The sequence below is a fragment of the Tepidimonas sp. HKU78 genome (assembly GCF_049860815.1).
Classification (GTDB): Bacteria; Pseudomonadota; Gammaproteobacteria; order Burkholderiales; family Burkholderiaceae_C; genus Tepidimonas.
This window is the reverse complement of the sequence record NZ_CP187547.1, coordinates 1,523,448-1,540,756: the sequence shown is the minus strand read 5'-3', so window position 1 is coordinate 1,540,756 and position 17,309 is coordinate 1,523,448. Positions and strand designations below refer to the sequence as shown.

Genomic DNA, 17,309 nt, shown 5'->3' with positions numbered 1-17,309 from the left:
GGGTCACAACAGGTCGAATGCCTGCGCCTCGACTTGCATGAAGGCGCGGGTGAAAGCGGCCAGCGCGGCGTAGAAACGGGCATTGGGTTGGGCCTCGATCGCATCGCACAGCGCGACCACCCACGGCTGCAGGTGGCGGGCGAAGAACGCTTGCTGGCGCGCCAGGTTGCACACGGCTGCATCGTCACCAGCGATGAGGTAGCGCATCACCTCGCACAGATAGGCGATGTGATCTTCGGTCTCCGGCATCGTCTCGCTGCGGCCCAGACCGAGCGCTGCCAAATCGTCCCGCAGCGCTGCCAGCGGCTTGTCGTTGAGAAAGCCGCACAAGTAGTGCGAGCCATAGAGGTGCACCTCGGGGCGCCCGACGCCGACGAACAGTGCCTCGTATTCGTCGCGGATGGCCGGCGCCGTTTGGGCGCGAGCCGCCGCCACCAGGGCACGCCAGGGTTCTTGCAGAAACGCGCCGTCGGCACCCACTTCGGTCACCGACACCCGCAGTCGCGCGAGCAGCGTCTCATCGGGCGGGGCATAGAACAGGGTCGCCAGCACGCCATAAATCTCGGCGCGTGCCGTCTCCTCGTCGAACGCAGAGCGTGAGGGCATCGGATGCACGGTGACGGTGGTGGACGACATGGTGGCACGGCTCCTCACAGATCGGTGATGCGGGCTTGCGGACCGGTGTGGATGTCGATCACCCGGCAGTCGCCGCACATACGCAGCCGTTCGGCGGCCGCGCCCTGAAACATCGCATGACCAGCCAGGCGCGCGATCATGGTCTCCACCCCTTTGAGCGTGCCGAAGGGCTTGCCGCAACGCACACATCGGAATGGCTCCTGCTCGTGCAGGATGCGGGCCTGCCGACGCTGCCCGTCCAGCCACAGCCGGGGCTGCAACCGCAGGGCCTGTTCTGGACAAGTCTTGACACACAAGCCGCACTGAACACAGTTTTTTTCGATGAAGCGTAACTGCGGCGCAGTGGGATTGTCCTGCAGCGCGCCCGTCGGGCAGGCCCCCACGCAGCTCATGCACAGCGTGCAGGCCTCGGTGTCGAGGTGCAGCGTGCCCAGCGGCGCCCCGGTGGCTGGCAACACGATCTCGGCACCGATGGGGGCAGGTGCCTGGGCGATCAGGTGCTCCAGCGCCAGTTCCAGCGTGGCCCGCTTATCCGCTTGCACCGCGTAGCTGGCCACCATTGCCACACCGCGCGCCGCCGGCACCCGAGCCGCTTGGTCGAGCGTGGCGATATCGCGCGCATCGCGCGCCTGCCACAGGCGGAAGTGCTCCCCCTCGTAGCCCAAGCCTTGCAAGATGGCTTCCGCCACGGCCATTTGGGCTTGCAACGCGTCGCGATACTGGGGCGCTTCCTCATCGGTCAGCAGCACCCAAACCTGGCTGGCGCCGTAGGCGATGGCGGTCAACCACAACTCCAGCCCGACGCTTGCGGTGTGCCACAGCGCCCACGGGAGCACACGGGCTGGCACGCCGTGCACGTCGCGGTCCAATTGCGCTGCCCGGCCCCAGGCTTCGATGAGGCGCTGTCCCGCCGTTTGGCTGTGCAACAGCAGCACCGCATCGCGCCCGCCTGCGGCGCGAAACGTCGACAGCAGGGTCTTGAAGACCCGTCCTTGGTACGTGGCATCCGGGTAGGCATAGGTCAGTGCCCCCGTGGGACACACCGTGGTGCAAGCACCACAGCCGACGCACAAATGGGGCTCGACGACGATACGGTGGTGCGCCACGTCGCTGCGCACGGCGCTGGCCGAGCACACCTCCACGCACGCGCTGCAACCCACTTTTTCGTTGCGTGCGTGCGCACACAGGCGCTGCTGGTAGCGGAAAAACTTGGGCTTCTCGAAAGTGCCAACCGCGTCGCGCAACCACCACAGGCGCTCCACGCGCTGCTCGGCCCCCAGCGAGGGCGGCACGTGCACGTAGCCCTGCGGGAGGGCGTGCTGGGTGAACGCCGGCGCCGGACGCAGGTCGAGCACGGCGTCGAAGGTCGCTTCCTGCGGCTCGGGCTCGCGCTGAAAGTCGATGGCACCCGGTGCCTCGCACACCCGTACGCAGTCGCGATGGCTGCGGCAGCGCGCCAGGTCGATCTGGTAGTCCAACCCGATGGCGCCTTCCGGGCAGGCCGCGATGCATGCATTGCAGCGCGTGCACAGGTCGAGTGCGATGGGGTTGTCCTCTGCCCAGCGCAGCGTGAACTGCCCCAACCATCCGGTCAGGCTCAGCACACGGCCGGCCAGCACCGGGTCGCGCCGGTATTGTCCGCCGTCCCCACCCGTTGCCAGCAGCGTGACCTGCCACACGTCACGCAACCGATCGGCCATCGCTTCCGCCTCGGGCAACGGACCGATGATGAGCAGCCGCCCCTGACTTTCGTAGCGCACCACGGGAACCGGTTCGGGATCCGGCAGACGGGCGACTGCCAACAGCGCGGCCATTTTCGGCATGGCGTGGGCAGCCTGCCGCGACCAGCCGCCGGTCTCACGCAGGTTGACGAAGCGGATCGGTCGCTCCTGCAATGGCACCGCACCCACGGTCGCCTCGGCCAGTTCGGTAAACAGCGGCTGCTCCTGCGTGCAGGCCACGACGAGCGCCTCCGGCAGGCGTGCTGCGCGCTGGAAAGCCGCGGCCTCGCGACGGCACAGCGTGGTGTGCACGTCCAGGTGTTCACCGAGGGCGCGGCTCAGGGCTGCGCCATCCAGCGGCATGGTGCGGTTGCAGTTGCAGACGAGCGTGGTCATGTCGCAGAAGCCTGGGGGCGATCGATGGGGTGGCGGGTGCACTCGGTCACGTCGGGGCAATCGGCGCCATCGGCCGTTTCGTCGCCCGACGGCGAGAGGGATGGCGGCTCCGCCCGTACCGCGTCGGCAGCAGCCGACTGTGCGGGGTTGGCCGCATGGGAGGCGTCCTCGGCCGACTTCGCCGACTCGGGGGCGGGCCGTTCGTCGAACAACCCCATGAACTGCGCCGCCACCATGCGGCGCGCCATCTCGGTCGGCAACGGATCGGGGCGCGAATAGTCGTCGATGTAGACGTCGAGCCCGTCCATCACGTTGAAGTGCGGGTCGGAAAACAGCTTGCGCAAGGCGGCATTGCGCACCTCAGGGGGCACCCGGCGGTCCACGAAGGGGCGGAAATCGGCGTCCAGCGTCAGCTGACGCACATCCTCCAGGGTGGGCGGCGGGGGGGACGTTGCGGGCGCCGGTGGCTGCGAACTCCCCTCGCGCCCCTGCTCGACCTGGGTCACATCATCAACTGGCACCACGGCCCGATCCACCGCTGGCGACACCGATGGCGGGCAGCCGGGCGCCAGCTCAGCCATCGGTTCGGGCGGGTGCCCCTCCTCGGGCGGCAGCGACTGCCCTGCGCGGGCCAGCGCCTTGCGGCGCGACCAGCGTGAGAAAAACCCCTCTTCATCCGCACTCATGTCCCCTCCTCGCGCGCAGGGCGTGCGCCGGTGCTGATGCGCACGGACTGCCCAAACCGATCCGTCAGCGGCTGAAAACTCGCCGGTCTGGCCCGACGTTTGGGCTCGGGCCGGTAGTGCCGCTGCACGAACCGCGCCATCCAGCCGATGACGTCGGCAGGCGCGGGCACCTGGTCCACCCGCTCTTGGGCATCGAGCCAGCGCCCCGCGTCGTGGTAGCTGAGCGTGACGATCTGGGGTTCGGGTAAATCGTCGTCGGTCTCCCCCGAGCGCCACATCACCCAAAAGCACGGCTGCGGCGCGGTCAGGTTCAAATACAAGCCCTCGGCATCCTCCGGGTGCAACGACACGACGTAGCCCGGAAAACCCCAATGACTCTGGGCGGCCGACGCGGGGGCATCACAAGGCTCGAGCGCCACCGGCCCGCGCCCGGCCAGTGTCGGCCAGACGGCGCAGGTCAGCTCGTGCGGCCCCTGCAGCACCTGCACGTCTGCCAGCGTCCAGCGCCACGGCTGCCAGCGCGCCATCGGGCCCGGCACGGGCTCGCGTCGCATCACGACGCCCGTCACGATCCGCTCCGCCGCCCGGGGGGCAGGAGAAGGGTTGCTGCCCGTCAGCATATCCATGGTCTGCACCGGAGCCGATGTCGCTTACGTCTCTCGACTGATGGTGATCGTGGGAAACTTACTCGAATAGTCCTTGGCGCGCGCCGCCACTGCGATGGCCACCTGCCGCGCCGCTGCAGCGTATATCTTGGCGATCTCGCCCTCCGGGTCGGCCACCACGGTCGGGCGCCCGGTGTCGGCCTGCTCGCGGATCTGCCGGTTCAGCGGCAGCGCGCCCAGGTAGGCCGCGCCCAGCTCCTGGGCCATGCGTTTGCCGCCGTCGGCACCAAAAATGTGCTCCGTGTGTCCGCACTGCGGACAGCAATAGACGGCCATGTTTTCCACGATGCCCAGGATCGGCACGCCCACCTTCTGAAACATCGTGATGCCTTTGCGGGCGTCGAGCAAGGCAATGTCCTGCGGGGTGGTCACGATCACCGCCCCGGTCAGCGGCACGCGCTGCGACAGCGTGAGCTGGATGTCGCCGGTTCCCGGTGGCATATCCACCAGCAGGTAGTCCAAATCCTTCCAGTTGGTCTGCCACAGCAGCTGCTCCAGCGCCTGGGTGGCCATGGGGCCGCGCCAGATCATGGCCTCGTCCTTGTCCACCAGAAAACCAATCGACATGACCTGCACGCCGTAGTTCTCCAGCGGCTCCATGGTCTTGCCGTCCAGGCTTTCCGGCCGCCCCTCGATGCCCATCATCATCGGCTGGCTGGGCCCATAGATGTCGGCATCCAGGATACCCACACGGGCCCCTTCCGCCGCCAGCGCCAGCGCCAGGTTGACGGTGGTGGTGCTTTTGCCGACGCCACCTTTGCCGGACGCCACCGCGATGACGTTCTTGACCTGCGGCAGCAGCTGCACGCCGCGCTGGACCGCATGGGCCTGGATGCGGGTGACGATCTGCACCGACACGTTGTCCACGCCGGGCACGCCCTTGGCGGCCGCGATGAGCGCGCGCCGCAACTCGGGCCACTGGCTGCGCGCGGGGTAGCCCAGCTCCACCTCGAACGCCACATCACCGCCGCTGATTTGCAGGTTGCGCAGCGCCTTGGTGGAAACGAAATCCTTGCCGGTGTTGGGGTCGACGACGGTTTGCAGCGCGCGCTGCAGCACTTCGGGGTTGATGCTCATGGATCGGGTGTCTCCTGGTAACGGGTCAGTGTGGCCGATAACCGTGCAGTCTAGCCGCTGTCGGGCGATTTTCGCGCCGGCGCCGGCGAAGTGCCCTCAGTAAAATCGCGGACTTGTGCGACGGGTCACCTTTGCCCCTTGCCGGCCGCCCGATGGTCCGGCCCCGTTCGCCGTCACAGGACTGCCCCATGCCACAGCGCCGACTGTTCGTCACCACTGCCCTGCCCTACGCCAACGGCCACTTTCACATCGGCCACATCATGGAATACATCCAGGCCGACATCTGGGTGCGCACCCAGCGGCTGTTGGGGCACGAGGTGCATTTCGTCGGCGCCGACGATGCGCACGGCGCGCCGATCATGATCGCCGCGGAGAAGGCCGGCAAGACGCCCCAGCAGTTCGTGGCCGAGATTGCCGCCGGCCGCCAGGCCTACCTGGACGGCTTTCACGTGCGCTTCGACAACTGGCACAGCACCGATGCACCCGAAAACCACCAGCTCGCGCAGGACATCTACCGGGCGCTCAAGGGGGCGGGACTGATCGAGACCCGCACCATCGAGCAGTTCTACGACCCGGTCAAGGGCATGTTCCTGCCCGACCGCTACATCAAGGGACAGTGCCCGCGTTGCGGTGCTGCGGATCAGTATGGTGACGCCTGTGAAGCCTGCGGCGCGGTTTACACCCCCACGGAGCTGCGCCAGCCGTACTCCGCGCTGTCGGGCGCCACGCCGGAGCTGCGCCAGTCTGAGCACTACTTCTTCAAGCTGTCCGACCCGCGCTGCGTGCAATTTCTGCAGGACTGGACCAGCACCCCCGGGCGCCTGCAGCCCGAGGTGGTCAACAAAATACGCGAGTGGCTGGGTGACGGCTCGGGCGGGGCACTGAGCGACTGGGACATCAGCCGCGACGCACCTTACTTCGGCATCGAAATCCCCGACGCACCGGGCAAATATTTCTACGTCTGGCTCGATGCTCCCATCGGGTATCTGGCCAGCCTAAAAAACCATTTCGACAAGGGACAGGCCGCGCAGCACTGGCACGCCCCGTCGCGCACCGCACAGAGCTTCGACGAGTTCGTGGCCGACCCGGCAGTGGAACAGGTCCACTTCATCGGCAAGGACATCACCTACTTTCACACGCTGTTTTGGCCGGCCATGTTGCATTTTTCGGGCCGCAAAACGCCCGCGCACGTCTTCGTGCACGGCTTCATCACGGTCAGCGGCGAAAAGATGAGCAAGAGCCGCGGCACCGGCATCGACCCCATGCGCTACCTGCGCCTGGGACTCAACCCCGAGTGGCTGCGCTACTACCTGGCAGCCAAACTCAACCCGCACGTCGAGGACGTGGACTTCAACCCGGACGATTTCGTCGCTCGCGTCAACAGCGACCTGGTCGGCAAATACGTCAACATCGCCTCGCGCGCGGCGGGCTTCATCACCAAGCGCTTTGGCGGGCAACTGGGCGCCATCTCGCCCGACGGCGAGGCGCTGCTGGACACCCTGCAGGCCGCGCTGCCTGCGGTGGCGCAGCTGTGGGCCGAGCGCGAATACGGCAAGGCCGTGCGCGACATCATGGCCCTGGCCGACCGCGTCAACGCCTACGTGGATCAAAACAAGCCCTGGGAGCTGGCCAAGGACCCGGCCCTGAGCGAGCGCCTGCACGACGTCTGCACCACCTGCCTGGAGGCATTCCGGCTGCTGACGGCGATGCTGAAGCCGGTGTTGCCTGCCACCGCCGAGCGGGTGGAGGCCTTCCTGCGCTGCGCGCCGCTGGACTTCGACAACGCACGCCAGCCCTTGGGGGCCGGACACGCCATTGAGCCCTACAGTCACTTGATGCAGCGCGTCGATGCGAAGACCCTGGACGCGCTGTTCGAGCCGGCTGCGGCCCCAGCGGCAGCCCCGTCCGCGCCCGCGCCGGGCGGGGAGCCGATCGCCCCCACCATCACCATCGACGACTTTGCCAAGGTGGACTTGCGCATCGCGCGCATCGTCGCGTGCGAGCGGGTCGAAGGCTCGACCAAGCTGTTGCGCCTGACGCTGGACGTCGGCGAGGGCCGCACGCGGCAAGTGTTCTCTGGCATCGCCTCGGCCTACACGCCCGAGCAACTGGTGGGGCAACTGACGGTGATGGTGGCCAACCTTGCACCGCGTCAGATGAAGTTTGGCGTCAGTGAGGGCATGGTGCTCGCCGCGAGCGCCGCCGACGGCGGCCAACCTGGGTTGTTTCTGCTGCAACCCCACGACGGGGCCACCCCCGGCATGCGGGTACGTTGAGCATCGCGTTGTGGATGGCGTACACTGCGGTCCGAATGGGTCCCACTCAGCGCCACCCCTCCCATCGCCGCTCCACCGGTCTGACGGCAAGGCGGCGTTTCATCACGCGGCTGCGCCACTGCGGCCCGCCCCATCCCCATCTCGCCGCCGAGGGGCTTTTCGCTTGCCAAACGTGGAATGGAGATGGGGATCATGGCGCAATGCAATGTTCACCGGTTTCGTCCCCGGCTGCTGGACGATCTTTCGGGTTATGACCGCACACGCCTGTGGCGTGACATCGGTGCAGGATTGACTGTCGGCGTGGTGGCACTGCCACTGGCCATGGCGTTTTCCATCGCCAGCGGGCTGTCGCCCCAGGCCGGGTTGTGGACGGCCATCGTCGCGGAGTCGGCGGGTTGCTGGTGTCGACCTTCTGCGCCGGGCTGCTGTTGTTTGTGTACCGGCCCCGATTATCTGGCCCCGGCTCTGGGCCCAGGATTCCGCCTTTCGCCAGCGGCTGCAGACCCTGGAGGGCGTGTCGGCGCTGCGTGCCACGTCGCGCCTGCCCGCGCCCGTGGTGGTGCTCGTCACCCTCAGCCTACTGGCCGCCTGGCTCGACTGGCCGGTGGAAACCATCGGCAGCCGCTTCGGCGGCATTCCCCAGAGTCTGCCGACTTTGGTGTGGCCCGATGTCAGTTGGGACACCGTTCGCCAACTGGTCATGCCCACGCTGACGATCGCCGCGCTGGGCGCCATCGAATCCCTGCTGTGCGCGCGCGTCGCCGATCAGCTGCACGCCGGGCGCAAACACGATCCCAACCAGGGGCTCGATGCGCTGGAATCACTCGCCCAAACGATCGAGCGGCGCGGCGGTACCCTCGTCATCGAGCAGCTGCACGCGCAGCCGCTGTCGCTGATGCAGCGCAGCGGTTTTCTCGAGCGCGTGCATGGCTGGTCTGCCTGCGCCGACCCATCCACGGCGGGGCCCGCCTAAAATGCGCGCGTCGTTTTGTTGGATTGCGCACCACCATGAACCCGCTTGGTTTGCCTGATTACGTCTCGGACGCCACCCAGTTCCTCGAATCGCTCAAGCGCAACAAGCCCAGCCTGGAGGCCGAACAGCGCGCGGGCCGAGCCCTGCTGTGGGATCGGCCGCAGGATCGCGACTTCTGGCGCGAAGCGCAGCACGCCCGCGTGCCGCAAAAGCCCTACGTCTACCAAACCGAGCCGTCGCTGAAGTGAACGGCCCATTGGCCGAGCTCCCGCCTGCGCCCGCGCCAGCGACCGACCCACCGGCCGTGGTGGATCAGGTCGCGATCGCGCGCCTGTACGGCGAGCCCCTGTTTGCGCTGCCGCAGGACCTGTACATCCCGCCGGATGCGCTCGAGGTCTTTCTCGAGGCGTTCGAGGGACCGCTGGACCTGCTGCTGTACCTGATCCGGCGGCAAAACTTCAACATCCTCGACATCCCCATGGCCGAGGTCACGCGCCAATATCTCGGGTATATCGAGCAGATTCGTCAGCGCAACCTCGAACTCGCTGCCGAATACCTGCTGATGGCGGCCATGCTCATCGAGATCAAGTCGCGCATGCTGCTGCCCCCGACGCCCAGCGCCGACGGCACGGAGCCCGAGGACCCGCGCGCGGAACTCGTGCGCCGACTGCTGGAGTACGAGCAAATCAAGCTGGCCGCGCGCCAGCTCGAGGCGCTGCCGCAACTCGGGCGCGATTTCTGGCGCGCGCAGGTGCACATCGAGCAGTCGCTCACCCCGCGCTGGCCCGAGGTGTGCGTGGACGACCTGCGGGCGGCCTGGCGTGATATCCTGCGCCGGGCCCGACTCGCGCAGCGGCACACCATCACGCGCGAGACGCTGTCGGTACGCGAGTCGATGAGCGCGGTGCTGCGCGCGCTGCAGGGGCGCCGCTTCGTCGAGTTCACCGAGCTGTTCGACCCCGCGCGCGGTGTGGCGGTGGCCGTGGTCACCTTCGTTGCCATGCTCGAGCTGGCCAAGGAACACCTGATCGAGCTGACGCAGGCCGAGGCCTACGCCCCCATCTACGTCCGCTTGGCCTACGTGCCCTCTTGACCGGACACGCCCATACCGCTTGACCACGCCGCCACCATGACCGATTCCACCCCGAACCCGGCCCCACCACGCGACTACGACGTGCTCATCATCGGCAGCGGTCTGGCCGGACTGGCCACGGCCCTGCTGCTGCCCAGCGACTGGCGCGTGGCCATCGTCACCAAACGCTCCATCGCAGACGGCTCCAGCGGCTGGGCCCAGGGGGGGATCGCCGCCGTGCTGGCCGACGACGACAGCTTCGAGCAGCACATCCAAGACACGATGATCGCGGGTGCCGGCCTGTGCGATCCGGCCGCCACGCGCTTCACGGTCGAGCACGCACCCGAGGCGATCGCCTGGTTGCGCGAGTTGGGCACGCCCTTCACGGCCGAAGGCGACGGCCTGCACCTGACGCGCGAGGGTGGCCACAGCGCGCGCCGCATCGTGCACGCGGCGGACGCGACCGGCGCGGCCATCCAGCAAACACTCATCGAGCGGGTGCGTGCCGCCCGTCACATTGACGTGTTCGAAACCCACGCGCTGGTCGACCTGATCCTGAGCGACCGCCACGCCGCGCGCCGCGAACTGCCGCGGCGGGTGCTGGGCGCGTATGTGCTGGACGAGGCCACCGACACCATCGAGGTCTTTGCCGCCCCGCACACGGTGCTGTGCACGGGGGGCGCAGGCAAGGTGTATCTCTACACCTCCAACCCGGACACGGCCACGGGAGACGGCATCGCCGCCGCCTGGCGAGCGGGCTGCCGGGTAGCCAACATGGAGTTCATCCAGTTCCACCCCACCTGCCTGTACCACCCCAAGGCCAAGAGCTTTCTGATCAGCGAAGCCGTGCGCGGTGAAGGCGGCATCCTCAAGCTGCCCCCCCACCTGGGCAGCCACCGCTTCATGCCCGACCACGACCCGCGCGCCGAGCTGGCACCGCGCGACATCGTGGCACGCGCCATCGACTTCGAGATGAAAAAGCACGGCATCCCGTGCGTCTATCTCGACATCTCGCACCAGCCCGCGGCGTTTTTGCACGAGCATTTTCCCAACATCCTCCAACGCTGCGCCGAGCTGGGCATCGACATCACGCGTGAGCCCATCCCGGTGGTGCCTGCTGCCCACTACACCTGCGGCGGGGTGGTGACCGACCTGCGCGGCCGCACCGACCTGCCCGGCCTGTACTGTGTGGGCGAGGCCAGCTACACCGGGCTGCACGGCGCCAACCGGCTGGCCAGCAATTCGCTGCTGGAATGCCTGGTGTTTGCCCGCGCCGCCGCGCGTGACATGGCGGCGCAAGCGCGCATCCCCACAGCGCCCGTGCGGCCGTGGGACGACAGCCGCGTCATCGACGCCGACGAGCAAGTCGTCATCAGCCACAACTGGGACGAGCTGCGCCGCTTCATGTGGGACTACGTGGGCATCGTGCGTACCGACAAGCGGCTGGAGCGCGCCGCGCACCGCATCGCCCTGCTGCAGGCCGAAATCCAGGAGTTTTATGCGCGCTTTCACGTCAGCCGCGACTTGCTGGAGCTGCGCAACCTGGTGCAAGTGGCCGACCTGATCGTGCGCTGCGCCCAGCTGCGCAAGGAAAGCCGCGGCCTGCACTATAGCCGCGACTACCCCTACACCCTGCCGCAGGCGCGACCCACCCTCCTCACGCCCGACGCCCGATGAGCGCCCGCCCTGCTACCCCATGGCTGGCCTACGGGTCGCTGGCGGCCAGCATGGCACTGGTGGGCAGCTACGTGGCCCTGTCCAAACCGCTGGTGGCGGCGCTGCCGGTGTTCCTGCTGGCGTGGCTGCGCTACCTGATCGGCGCGGCCGCCATGGTGCACTGGCTGCGCAAACCGGCGTCGGAGCCGGCGCTCGACCGGCACACGCACGGGCTGCTCTTCCTACAGGCCCTGCTGGGCAATTTTTTGTTTTCGCTGTGCATGCTGTTTGGCGTCAGCCTGACCACGGCCAGCGCCGCTGGCGTCATCATGGCGGCCATTCCCGCCGTGGTCGCGCTGCAGTCGGCGCTCTTCCTGCGCGAGCGGCTGGACATGCGATCCGGTACCGCGGTGGTCTTGGCGGCCGTCGGCATCGGGCTGTTTTCGCTCGACAAGGCCGCCCCCGGCGCCGCCGCGGCGCACGGCATGTGGCTGGGCGTGCCGCTGCCACTGTGGGGCAACGCGCTGGTCTTTGCCGCTGTCGTGTGTGAGGCCGCCTACGTCGTCATCGGCAAGCGGCTGACCGGTCAACTGGGCGCGCGGCGCATCGCGGCGATCATCAACCTGTGGGGCCTGGCGCTCATGACGCCGCTGGGCCTGTGGGCCGCGCTGCGCTTCGACGGCTGGGCGCTGCTGTCGCTGGGCCTGTGGGCGCTGCTGCTATTTTATGGCCTGGCCGCCAGCGTCTGGACGGTGTGGCTGTGGATGACGGGCCTGCGCCACGTACCCGCCGCCCGGGCTGGCGTATTCACCGTGATGCTGCCCGTCAGCGCGGCCACGATCGGTGTGCTGTTCATGGGCGAGCGGCTAACGCCGCTGCAGTGGCTGGCGTTTGGCGTGGCGCTGGTGGGGCTGGTGGTGGCGACCCTGCCCGGGCGCACGCCTACGCGCACCACAGACCCGTCGGCTGGGTGATGCCCATCCACAACGCCCAGCCGGACGTGGCCGCCAGCGCCAACCCGGCCAAGCGGATGCCCCAGCCACCGGAGCGCGCCTGCGCCAGCCGCAGCAACAGCCACGGCCCTGCCGCCAGCGACACCATGGTCCCGATGGCAAACGCGGCCATGATGGCAGCGCCCGATAACGCCGACGCCGACAACGACGCCACCAGCAGCGCCGAGTAGAGCAGCCCACAGGGCATCAACGCCCAGCCGAGCCCGAGCGCCACGGGCGCGCGCGCGCCCAAGCGGGCCATGACCGGGCGCACCCGCCGCCAGACGGCCTGCGCCCAGCCATCCAGAAAGGCCGGCTGCCGCGCCTGCCACAGCAGCACCAGCCCGAGCACGAACGCCGCCACGTGCATCATGGTCCACACCGGCCGCAGCACCGCGGTCTGCTGCCCCAGCCAGCCCATGCCCTGTACCGTGCCGCCCGCCAACGCCCCCAGCAGCGCATAGCCGGCCAGCCGGCTGAACTGCCACGTCCACAGCGCCCGCTGCGGGTGCGGGCCAGCGGCACGGGCAATACCCGCGCAGGCGGCACCACACATGGTCACGCAGTGCGGGCCGCCGACCAGCCCCATCACCAGGGCCGACAGCGTCATCGAGGTCAGCATGGCACGATGCTAACAGCCCGCGGCTGGGCCTGCCGGTAGCACCTCAAATGATCTTGGAAAACCGCGCCCGGTCTTGATCGACCTGCAAGTAGCGGTCGAACACCATGGCGACGGCGCGCACCAAATACCAGCCCGTGGGCGTCACTTCGATGTGGGCATCGCCGATGCGTACCAGCCCATCGCGCTCGAACGCGCGCAGCTGCTCCAGCTCGCGCGCGAAGTGCTGGCGAAAATCGATCAGGTGCGCCAGATTGATCGACTCGAAATCGACCAACCCCTGGCACATGATGGCCATGATCACACTGCGGCGCAACAGATCCTCGCGCGTCAGCGCCAGCCCGCGCACGATGGGCAGCCGCCCTTGGTCGAGCGCGTCGTAGTACTCCTCCAGCGTCTTGGCATTTTGGCTGTAGGTGGCGCCGATGCGGCCAATGGCCGATACCCCCAGCGCGATCAGGTCGCAATCGGGCTGCGTGCTGTAGCCCTGAAAGTTGCGGCGCAGCCGCCCCTGCCGCTTGGCCACCGCCAGCGCATCGTTGGGCAACGCAAAATGGTCCATGCCCACGTACACATAACCCACGGCACTCAGATGGTCGAGCGACAGCGACAACATGGCCAACTTGTCCGCCGGACTGGGCAACTCCGCCGCGTGGATGCGCCGCTGCGGCTTGAAGCGCGCCGGCAGATGCGCATAAGCGTAGAGCGCGATGCGATCCGGCCGCAGGCGCTCGACGAGCTCGAGCGTGCGCCGAAACGACTCTGGGGTCTGCTGAGGCAGTCCGTAAATGAGGTCGACGTTGACCGACTCAAAGCCGATCTCGCGCGCCGCGGCCACGAGGGCGAACACCTGCTCGGCCGGCTGAATCCGGTGCACCGCCCGCTGCACCGCGCCATCGAAGTCCTGCACGCCAAAACTCAGGCGGTTGAACCCCAGTTGGTGCAGATGGGCCAAGCGCTGCGCGGTCACCGTGCGGGGGTCGACCTCGATCGAATACTCGCCCCCAGGGACGAGTTCGAAGTGGCGCCGGATCATCGCCATCAGGTCGGACAACTCCGCGTCGCTGAGGAAGGTCGGCGTGCCCCCCCCAAGGTGCAGCTGCGTCACGCGGTGCCCGCGCCCGACGTGTTCGGTCTGCAATTCCAGCTCGCGCGACAGGTAGCGCAGGTACTCCGCCGCGCGTTCGTGGTGCTTGGTCACCACCTTGTTGCATGCGCAGTAGTAGCACAGCGACTCGCAAAACGGGATGTGTACATACACCGACAGCGGCAGCGCCAGCGACCCCGCTCGCCGCTGTTGCAGGGCTTGCACGTAGTCACGCTCGGTAAACGCTTCGACAAACCGGTCCGCCGTCGGGTAGGACGTGTAGCGCGGGCCCGGAATGTCGAACCGGCGCAGCAGATCTTCGTCGATGACGTGTTTCACGGCGGGCAGCTCCATAGGCGACGAACTGTGCACCAGCGTAGCCTTGCGTGGGTTGACGTGAGTCAAACCCCCTGCGGGAGCGACGTTCCCCAAAACCCTGCAGGGCATGGGCCCACCGCACGGGGCGGCACGCGCATCGGGTTGTTATGATCGGGCGCATATCGTTCATGGCGAGTCTGCGCCTCGTTTCACCCACCTCTGCCTCACACCGGCCCCCATCGCCTCATGGATCTGCACAGCATCAAGGTCGCCTGCTCCAGCTGCAACCTGCGCGAGCTCTGCATCCCGGTCGGCCTCAAGCCGGACGAGATGGAGCAGCTCGACAACCTGATCAGCACGCGTCGCCGGGTGCGGCGGGGCGGGACCCTGTTTGCCGCGGGCGACGGCTTCACGTCGCTGTACGCGGTACGATCCGGATTTTTCAAGACCGTGGTCACGACGGCGGACGGCCGCGATCAGGTCACCGGGTTTCAAATGGCGGGCGAAATCCTGGGGCTCGATGGCATCGTGCAGGACAAGCACTCGTGCTCGGCCGTGGCGCTCGAAGACGCCGAGGTGTGCGTGCTGCCATTCGACAAGCTCGAGCAGCTCTCGCGCGAGTTCAGCACGCTGCAGCACCACGTACACCGCATCATGAGCCGCGAGATCGTACGCGATCAAGGCGTCATGCTATTGCTGGGCAGCATGCGCGCCGAAGAACGACTGGCGGCTTTTTTGCTCAACCTCGTGCAGCGCCTGCATTCGCGCGGCTTTTCACGCACCGAGATGGTGTTGCGCATGACGCGCGAGGAAATCGGCAGCTACCTGGGAATGAAGCTCGAGACGGTCAGTCGTACGTTTTCGCGCTTTCAGGACGAGGGCATCATCGAAGTCAAGCAGCGCTACGTTCGCATCCTCGACCCGGACGCGCTCGCGGCCATTGTCAACCAGAGCCGCGAGGAGAATTAAGCGGGGAGTTGAGCGGCGCGTTGCGCGCGCAGTCAGCCGGGCGCTGATCTGGCGGCACCGGGCAGCGGTTGATTTCCCACGGCGACAGCGACAACAGCGTGGTAAGCGCGCTCGACGCCATGGTCAGCGCCCAAAAAATGAAGAACGCGACCGTGTAGACCGCCTGCCGCGACCAACCGAGCGATTCGCCCGCCCAGTGCAGATCGTGGGGATCGACGAAGGCGAACACCACCATTTCGATCACAGCCGCCATCAAAAAAGCGGGCCAAGCAATCCACATCACGCGTTGGGCCAGCATCGACAGTCTCCTCTTTGTTGTTGCCCCGCGCCGCCTCAATCGTCTTTAGGCAACGTCGGGGACACGACGTGGTTACGCGCCTGGTTGGCAGGCAGCACCGCTTTTTCGGCCTGCAGGCGCTCCTCCGGCGTCATGCGCTCCGGCGCGACCGCGACCGGCGCCGGCATCGCCTCGCGCGGCAGCACGGGGTCTGGATTGCGCACGGCGATCGTGACCGTCACGATGGACGCGATCACGACCACCAAGGGGCCACCGATGACCATCCAGACCATGGGCTCGCGGTACCAGGGTCGGGAAGGGGCGGATGACGCGGAGGGCGTACCAGACATGGTGGACATAGTGTAGGCCTTTGGCGAGTACTTTGGGATACGGATCAACCCGAATACCCTGGGGGGTCATCGGGGTATCAGGAAGGTGGTTTTCTCGCGCATGGCGATCGAGCCGTCGGCGGTGCGGAAAGTCATAACGATGGGGTGAGAGCCGGGCTGCAACCCCGGGGGAACCTGCACACGTACCGGCACCGAGCGCACCTCGGTGGGCAGCAGATGTACGACGGGATCCGACGCGAGCGTCACCCCCGGCAAGCCCTCGACCGCCACCTGCAGCTCGCGCTCGGACTCGGACGCGTTCATGAACTGCACGCGGTAGACGTTTTCGATCCGGCCCATCTCGACCATGCGGGCCAGCGCGCCACGGTCCCGGATGACGTCGACCTTGAGCGGTACCCGCATCCACAGACTGACACCGAGCGCCGCCACGATGGTGAGCAAAATGGCACTGTAGATCAAGACGCGCGGACGAAACGCCCGGCGGATCATCTGGGCGCGGCTCCAGTGGTTGGCCATGCCGTTTTGGGTCGAGTACTTGACCAGCCCCTTGGGATAGCCCATCTTCTCCATCACCTCGTCGCAGACGTCGGCGCAGGCACCGCAACCGATGCACTCGTACTGCAGACCATTGCGGATGTCGATGCCGGTGGGGCACACCTGCACGCACAGTGTGCAGTCAATGCAGTCACCTAATCCCAACGCCTTCGGGTCAGCCGACTTCTTGCGCGCGCCGCGCGGCTCGCCGCGCTCGGCGTCGTAGGTCACGATCATCGTGTCCTTGTCGAACATGGCGCTCTGGAAGCGCGCATACGGGCACATGTATTTGCAGACCTGCTCGCGCATGTAGCCCGCGTTGCCGTAAGTGGCAAAACCGTAGAAGAAAATCCAGAAGGTCTGCCACGGACCCAGGTTCCACTCGAGGACGGCAGCGCCCAACTCACGGATGGGCGTGAAATAACCCGCAAACGTAAACCCGGTCCAGAGACCGAACACAATCCATGCGATCTGTTTGCCGCCCTTGCGTGCCAGCTTACGCAGGCTCCAGGGCTCTTGGTCCAGTCGCATGCGCGCCGAACGGTCACCCTCGAAGAGCTTTTCCATCCACAGGTAAATCTCGGTGTACACCGTCTGCGGACACGCGTAACCGCACCACAGCCGGCCGGCGATGGCGGTAAACAGGAACAGCGACAGCGCCGACACCACCAAAATACCCGTCAGGTAGATGAAATCCTGCGGATACAGCACGAGCCCGAAAATGTAGAACCGGCGCGCCTCCAGATCGAACAGCACCGCCTGCCGCTGCCCCCATTGCAGCCAGGGCAACCCATAGAAGACGAGCTGCGTCAGCCAGACGAAGACCCAACGCCAACGAGCGAACGTACCCGTCACCGAACGCGGGTAGAGCTTTTTGCGCGCAGCGTACAGGGAAATCTCCACCGCTTCGTCGGTGGAGGCAGAGCTGGGAATGTTGGCGGCCGTGTTCATGGAGTCACCTCGTGCCGGCGAAACAAAAACCGGTCGGAGTATGGTACCCCGACC

General features: G+C 67.1%; 17 protein-coding genes and 1 pseudogene. 8 read left to right on the top strand and 10 right to left on the bottom strand.

Annotation, left to right across the window (positions count from 1 at the left end):
* Window positions 1-3: 3 nt before the first annotated feature.
* From ACPYIS_RS07755 to apbC, 5 genes are read right to left on the bottom strand one after another with little or no spacing between them, the layout of a single operon-like run.
* Entirely contained in the window at window positions 4-636 is a 633-nt protein-coding gene (locus ACPYIS_RS07755) for a TorD/DmsD family molecular chaperone (protein ID WP_424859630.1), read from the bottom strand.
* Window positions 637-650: 14 nt separating this feature from the next.
* Window positions 651-2,753, bottom strand: coding sequence for a 4Fe-4S dicluster domain-containing protein (locus tag ACPYIS_RS07750; RefSeq protein ID WP_424859631.1), 2,103 nt, complete (start codon window positions 2,751-2,753; stop codon window positions 651-653).
* Window positions 2,750-3,439 carry a DUF3306 domain-containing protein gene (locus tag ACPYIS_RS07745; protein WP_424859632.1) on the bottom strand — a complete coding sequence of 230 codons (690 nt, stop codon included), beginning with the start codon at window positions 3,437-3,439 and terminating at the stop codon, window positions 2,750-2,752. The genes ACPYIS_RS07750 and ACPYIS_RS07745 overlap by 4 nt, the downstream gene beginning before the upstream one ends.
* Window positions 3,436-4,059, bottom strand: a complete 624-nt coding sequence (locus ACPYIS_RS07740; RefSeq protein WP_424860130.1) for a DUF3305 domain-containing protein — start codon at window positions 4,057-4,059, stop codon at window positions 3,436-3,438. Before ACPYIS_RS07740 ends, ACPYIS_RS07745 begins: the two co-directional genes overlap by 4 nt.
* A 30-nt stretch (window positions 4,060-4,089) precedes the next feature.
* A complete protein-coding gene (gene apbC, locus ACPYIS_RS07735) occupies window positions 4,090-5,181 on the bottom strand; it encodes an iron-sulfur cluster carrier protein ApbC (RefSeq protein ID WP_425973461.1) in 1,092 nt (363 codons plus the stop codon).
* 188 nt (window positions 5,182-5,369) lie between these two features.
* Here apbC and metG point away from each other — a divergent pair, with 188 nt between their 5' ends.
* The 7 genes and pseudogenes from metG (at window position 5,370) to ACPYIS_RS07700 (ending at window position 12,132) form a co-directional block, all read left to right on the top strand.
* Entirely contained in the window at window positions 5,370-7,457 is a 2,088-nt protein-coding gene (metG, locus tag ACPYIS_RS07730; RefSeq protein WP_424894778.1) for a methionine--tRNA ligase, read from the top strand.
* Window positions 7,458-7,634: 177 nt separating this feature from the next.
* Window positions 7,635-7,784: pseudogene (locus tag ACPYIS_RS07725) on the top strand (hypothetical protein); the annotation flags it as partial.
* Between the two features lie 187 nt (window positions 7,785-7,971).
* Window positions 7,972-8,430: a SulP family inorganic anion transporter gene (locus ACPYIS_RS07720; RefSeq protein ID WP_425973460.1), complete on the top strand. Its 459-nt coding sequence runs from the start codon at window positions 7,972-7,974 to the stop codon at window positions 8,428-8,430.
* Between the two features lie 35 nt (window positions 8,431-8,465).
* Entirely contained in the window at window positions 8,466-8,678 is a 213-nt protein-coding gene (locus tag ACPYIS_RS07715) for a DUF3460 family protein (protein WP_299022656.1), read from the top strand.
* Entirely contained in the window at window positions 8,675-9,523 is an 849-nt protein-coding gene (locus ACPYIS_RS07710; RefSeq protein ID WP_424859636.1) for a segregation and condensation protein A, read from the top strand. The genes ACPYIS_RS07715 and ACPYIS_RS07710 overlap by 4 nt, the downstream gene beginning before the upstream one ends.
* Before the next feature lie 36 nt (window positions 9,524-9,559).
* The gene (gene nadB / locus ACPYIS_RS07705; protein ID WP_424859637.1) at window positions 9,560-11,179 is read left to right on the top strand and encodes an L-aspartate oxidase; all 1,620 of its coding nucleotides are present in this window, start codon (window positions 9,560-9,562) and stop codon (window positions 11,177-11,179) included.
* Window positions 11,176-12,132, top strand: a complete 957-nt coding sequence (locus ACPYIS_RS07700; protein ID WP_424894780.1) for a DMT family transporter — start codon at window positions 11,176-11,178, stop codon at window positions 12,130-12,132. Before nadB ends, ACPYIS_RS07700 begins: the two co-directional genes overlap by 4 nt.
* Here ACPYIS_RS07700 and ACPYIS_RS07695 read toward each other — a convergent pair.
* Together ACPYIS_RS07695 and hemN are read right to left on the bottom strand one after the other, a co-directional pair.
* Complete coding sequence (locus ACPYIS_RS07695) at window positions 12,101-12,772, bottom strand: sulfite exporter TauE/SafE family protein (protein ID WP_299022645.1); 672 nt, start codon at window positions 12,770-12,772, stop codon at window positions 12,101-12,103. The two genes, ACPYIS_RS07700 and ACPYIS_RS07695, sit on opposite strands and share 32 nt — an antisense overlap.
* A 43-nt stretch (window positions 12,773-12,815) precedes the next feature.
* Complete coding sequence (gene hemN / locus ACPYIS_RS07690) at window positions 12,816-14,210, bottom strand: oxygen-independent coproporphyrinogen III oxidase (protein ID WP_425974106.1); 1,395 nt, start codon at window positions 14,208-14,210, stop codon at window positions 12,816-12,818.
* Between the two features lie 210 nt (window positions 14,211-14,420).
* Here hemN and fnr point away from each other — a divergent pair, with 210 nt between their 5' ends.
* On the top strand, window positions 14,421-15,143 hold the full coding sequence (fnr, locus tag ACPYIS_RS07685; RefSeq protein ID WP_424859638.1) for a fumarate/nitrate reduction transcriptional regulator Fnr: 723 nt from the start codon (window positions 14,421-14,423) through the stop codon (window positions 15,141-15,143).
* Here the strand turns inward: fnr and ACPYIS_RS07680 are convergent.
* From ACPYIS_RS07680 to ccoG, 3 genes are all read right to left on the bottom strand, one after another.
* On the bottom strand, window positions 15,118-15,441 hold the full coding sequence (locus ACPYIS_RS07680; RefSeq protein WP_299022634.1) for a hypothetical protein: 324 nt from the start codon (window positions 15,439-15,441) through the stop codon (window positions 15,118-15,120). The genes fnr and ACPYIS_RS07680 overlap by 26 nt on opposite strands.
* A 35-nt stretch (window positions 15,442-15,476) precedes the next feature.
* On the bottom strand, window positions 15,477-15,770 hold the full coding sequence (locus tag ACPYIS_RS07675; RefSeq protein ID WP_299022632.1) for a nitrogen fixation protein FixH: 294 nt from the start codon (window positions 15,768-15,770) through the stop codon (window positions 15,477-15,479).
* 66 nt (window positions 15,771-15,836) lie between these two features.
* Entirely contained in the window at window positions 15,837-17,255 is a 1,419-nt protein-coding gene (ccoG, locus tag ACPYIS_RS07670; protein WP_424894781.1) for a cytochrome c oxidase accessory protein CcoG, read from the bottom strand.
* Window positions 17,256-17,309 lie beyond the last annotated feature (54 nt).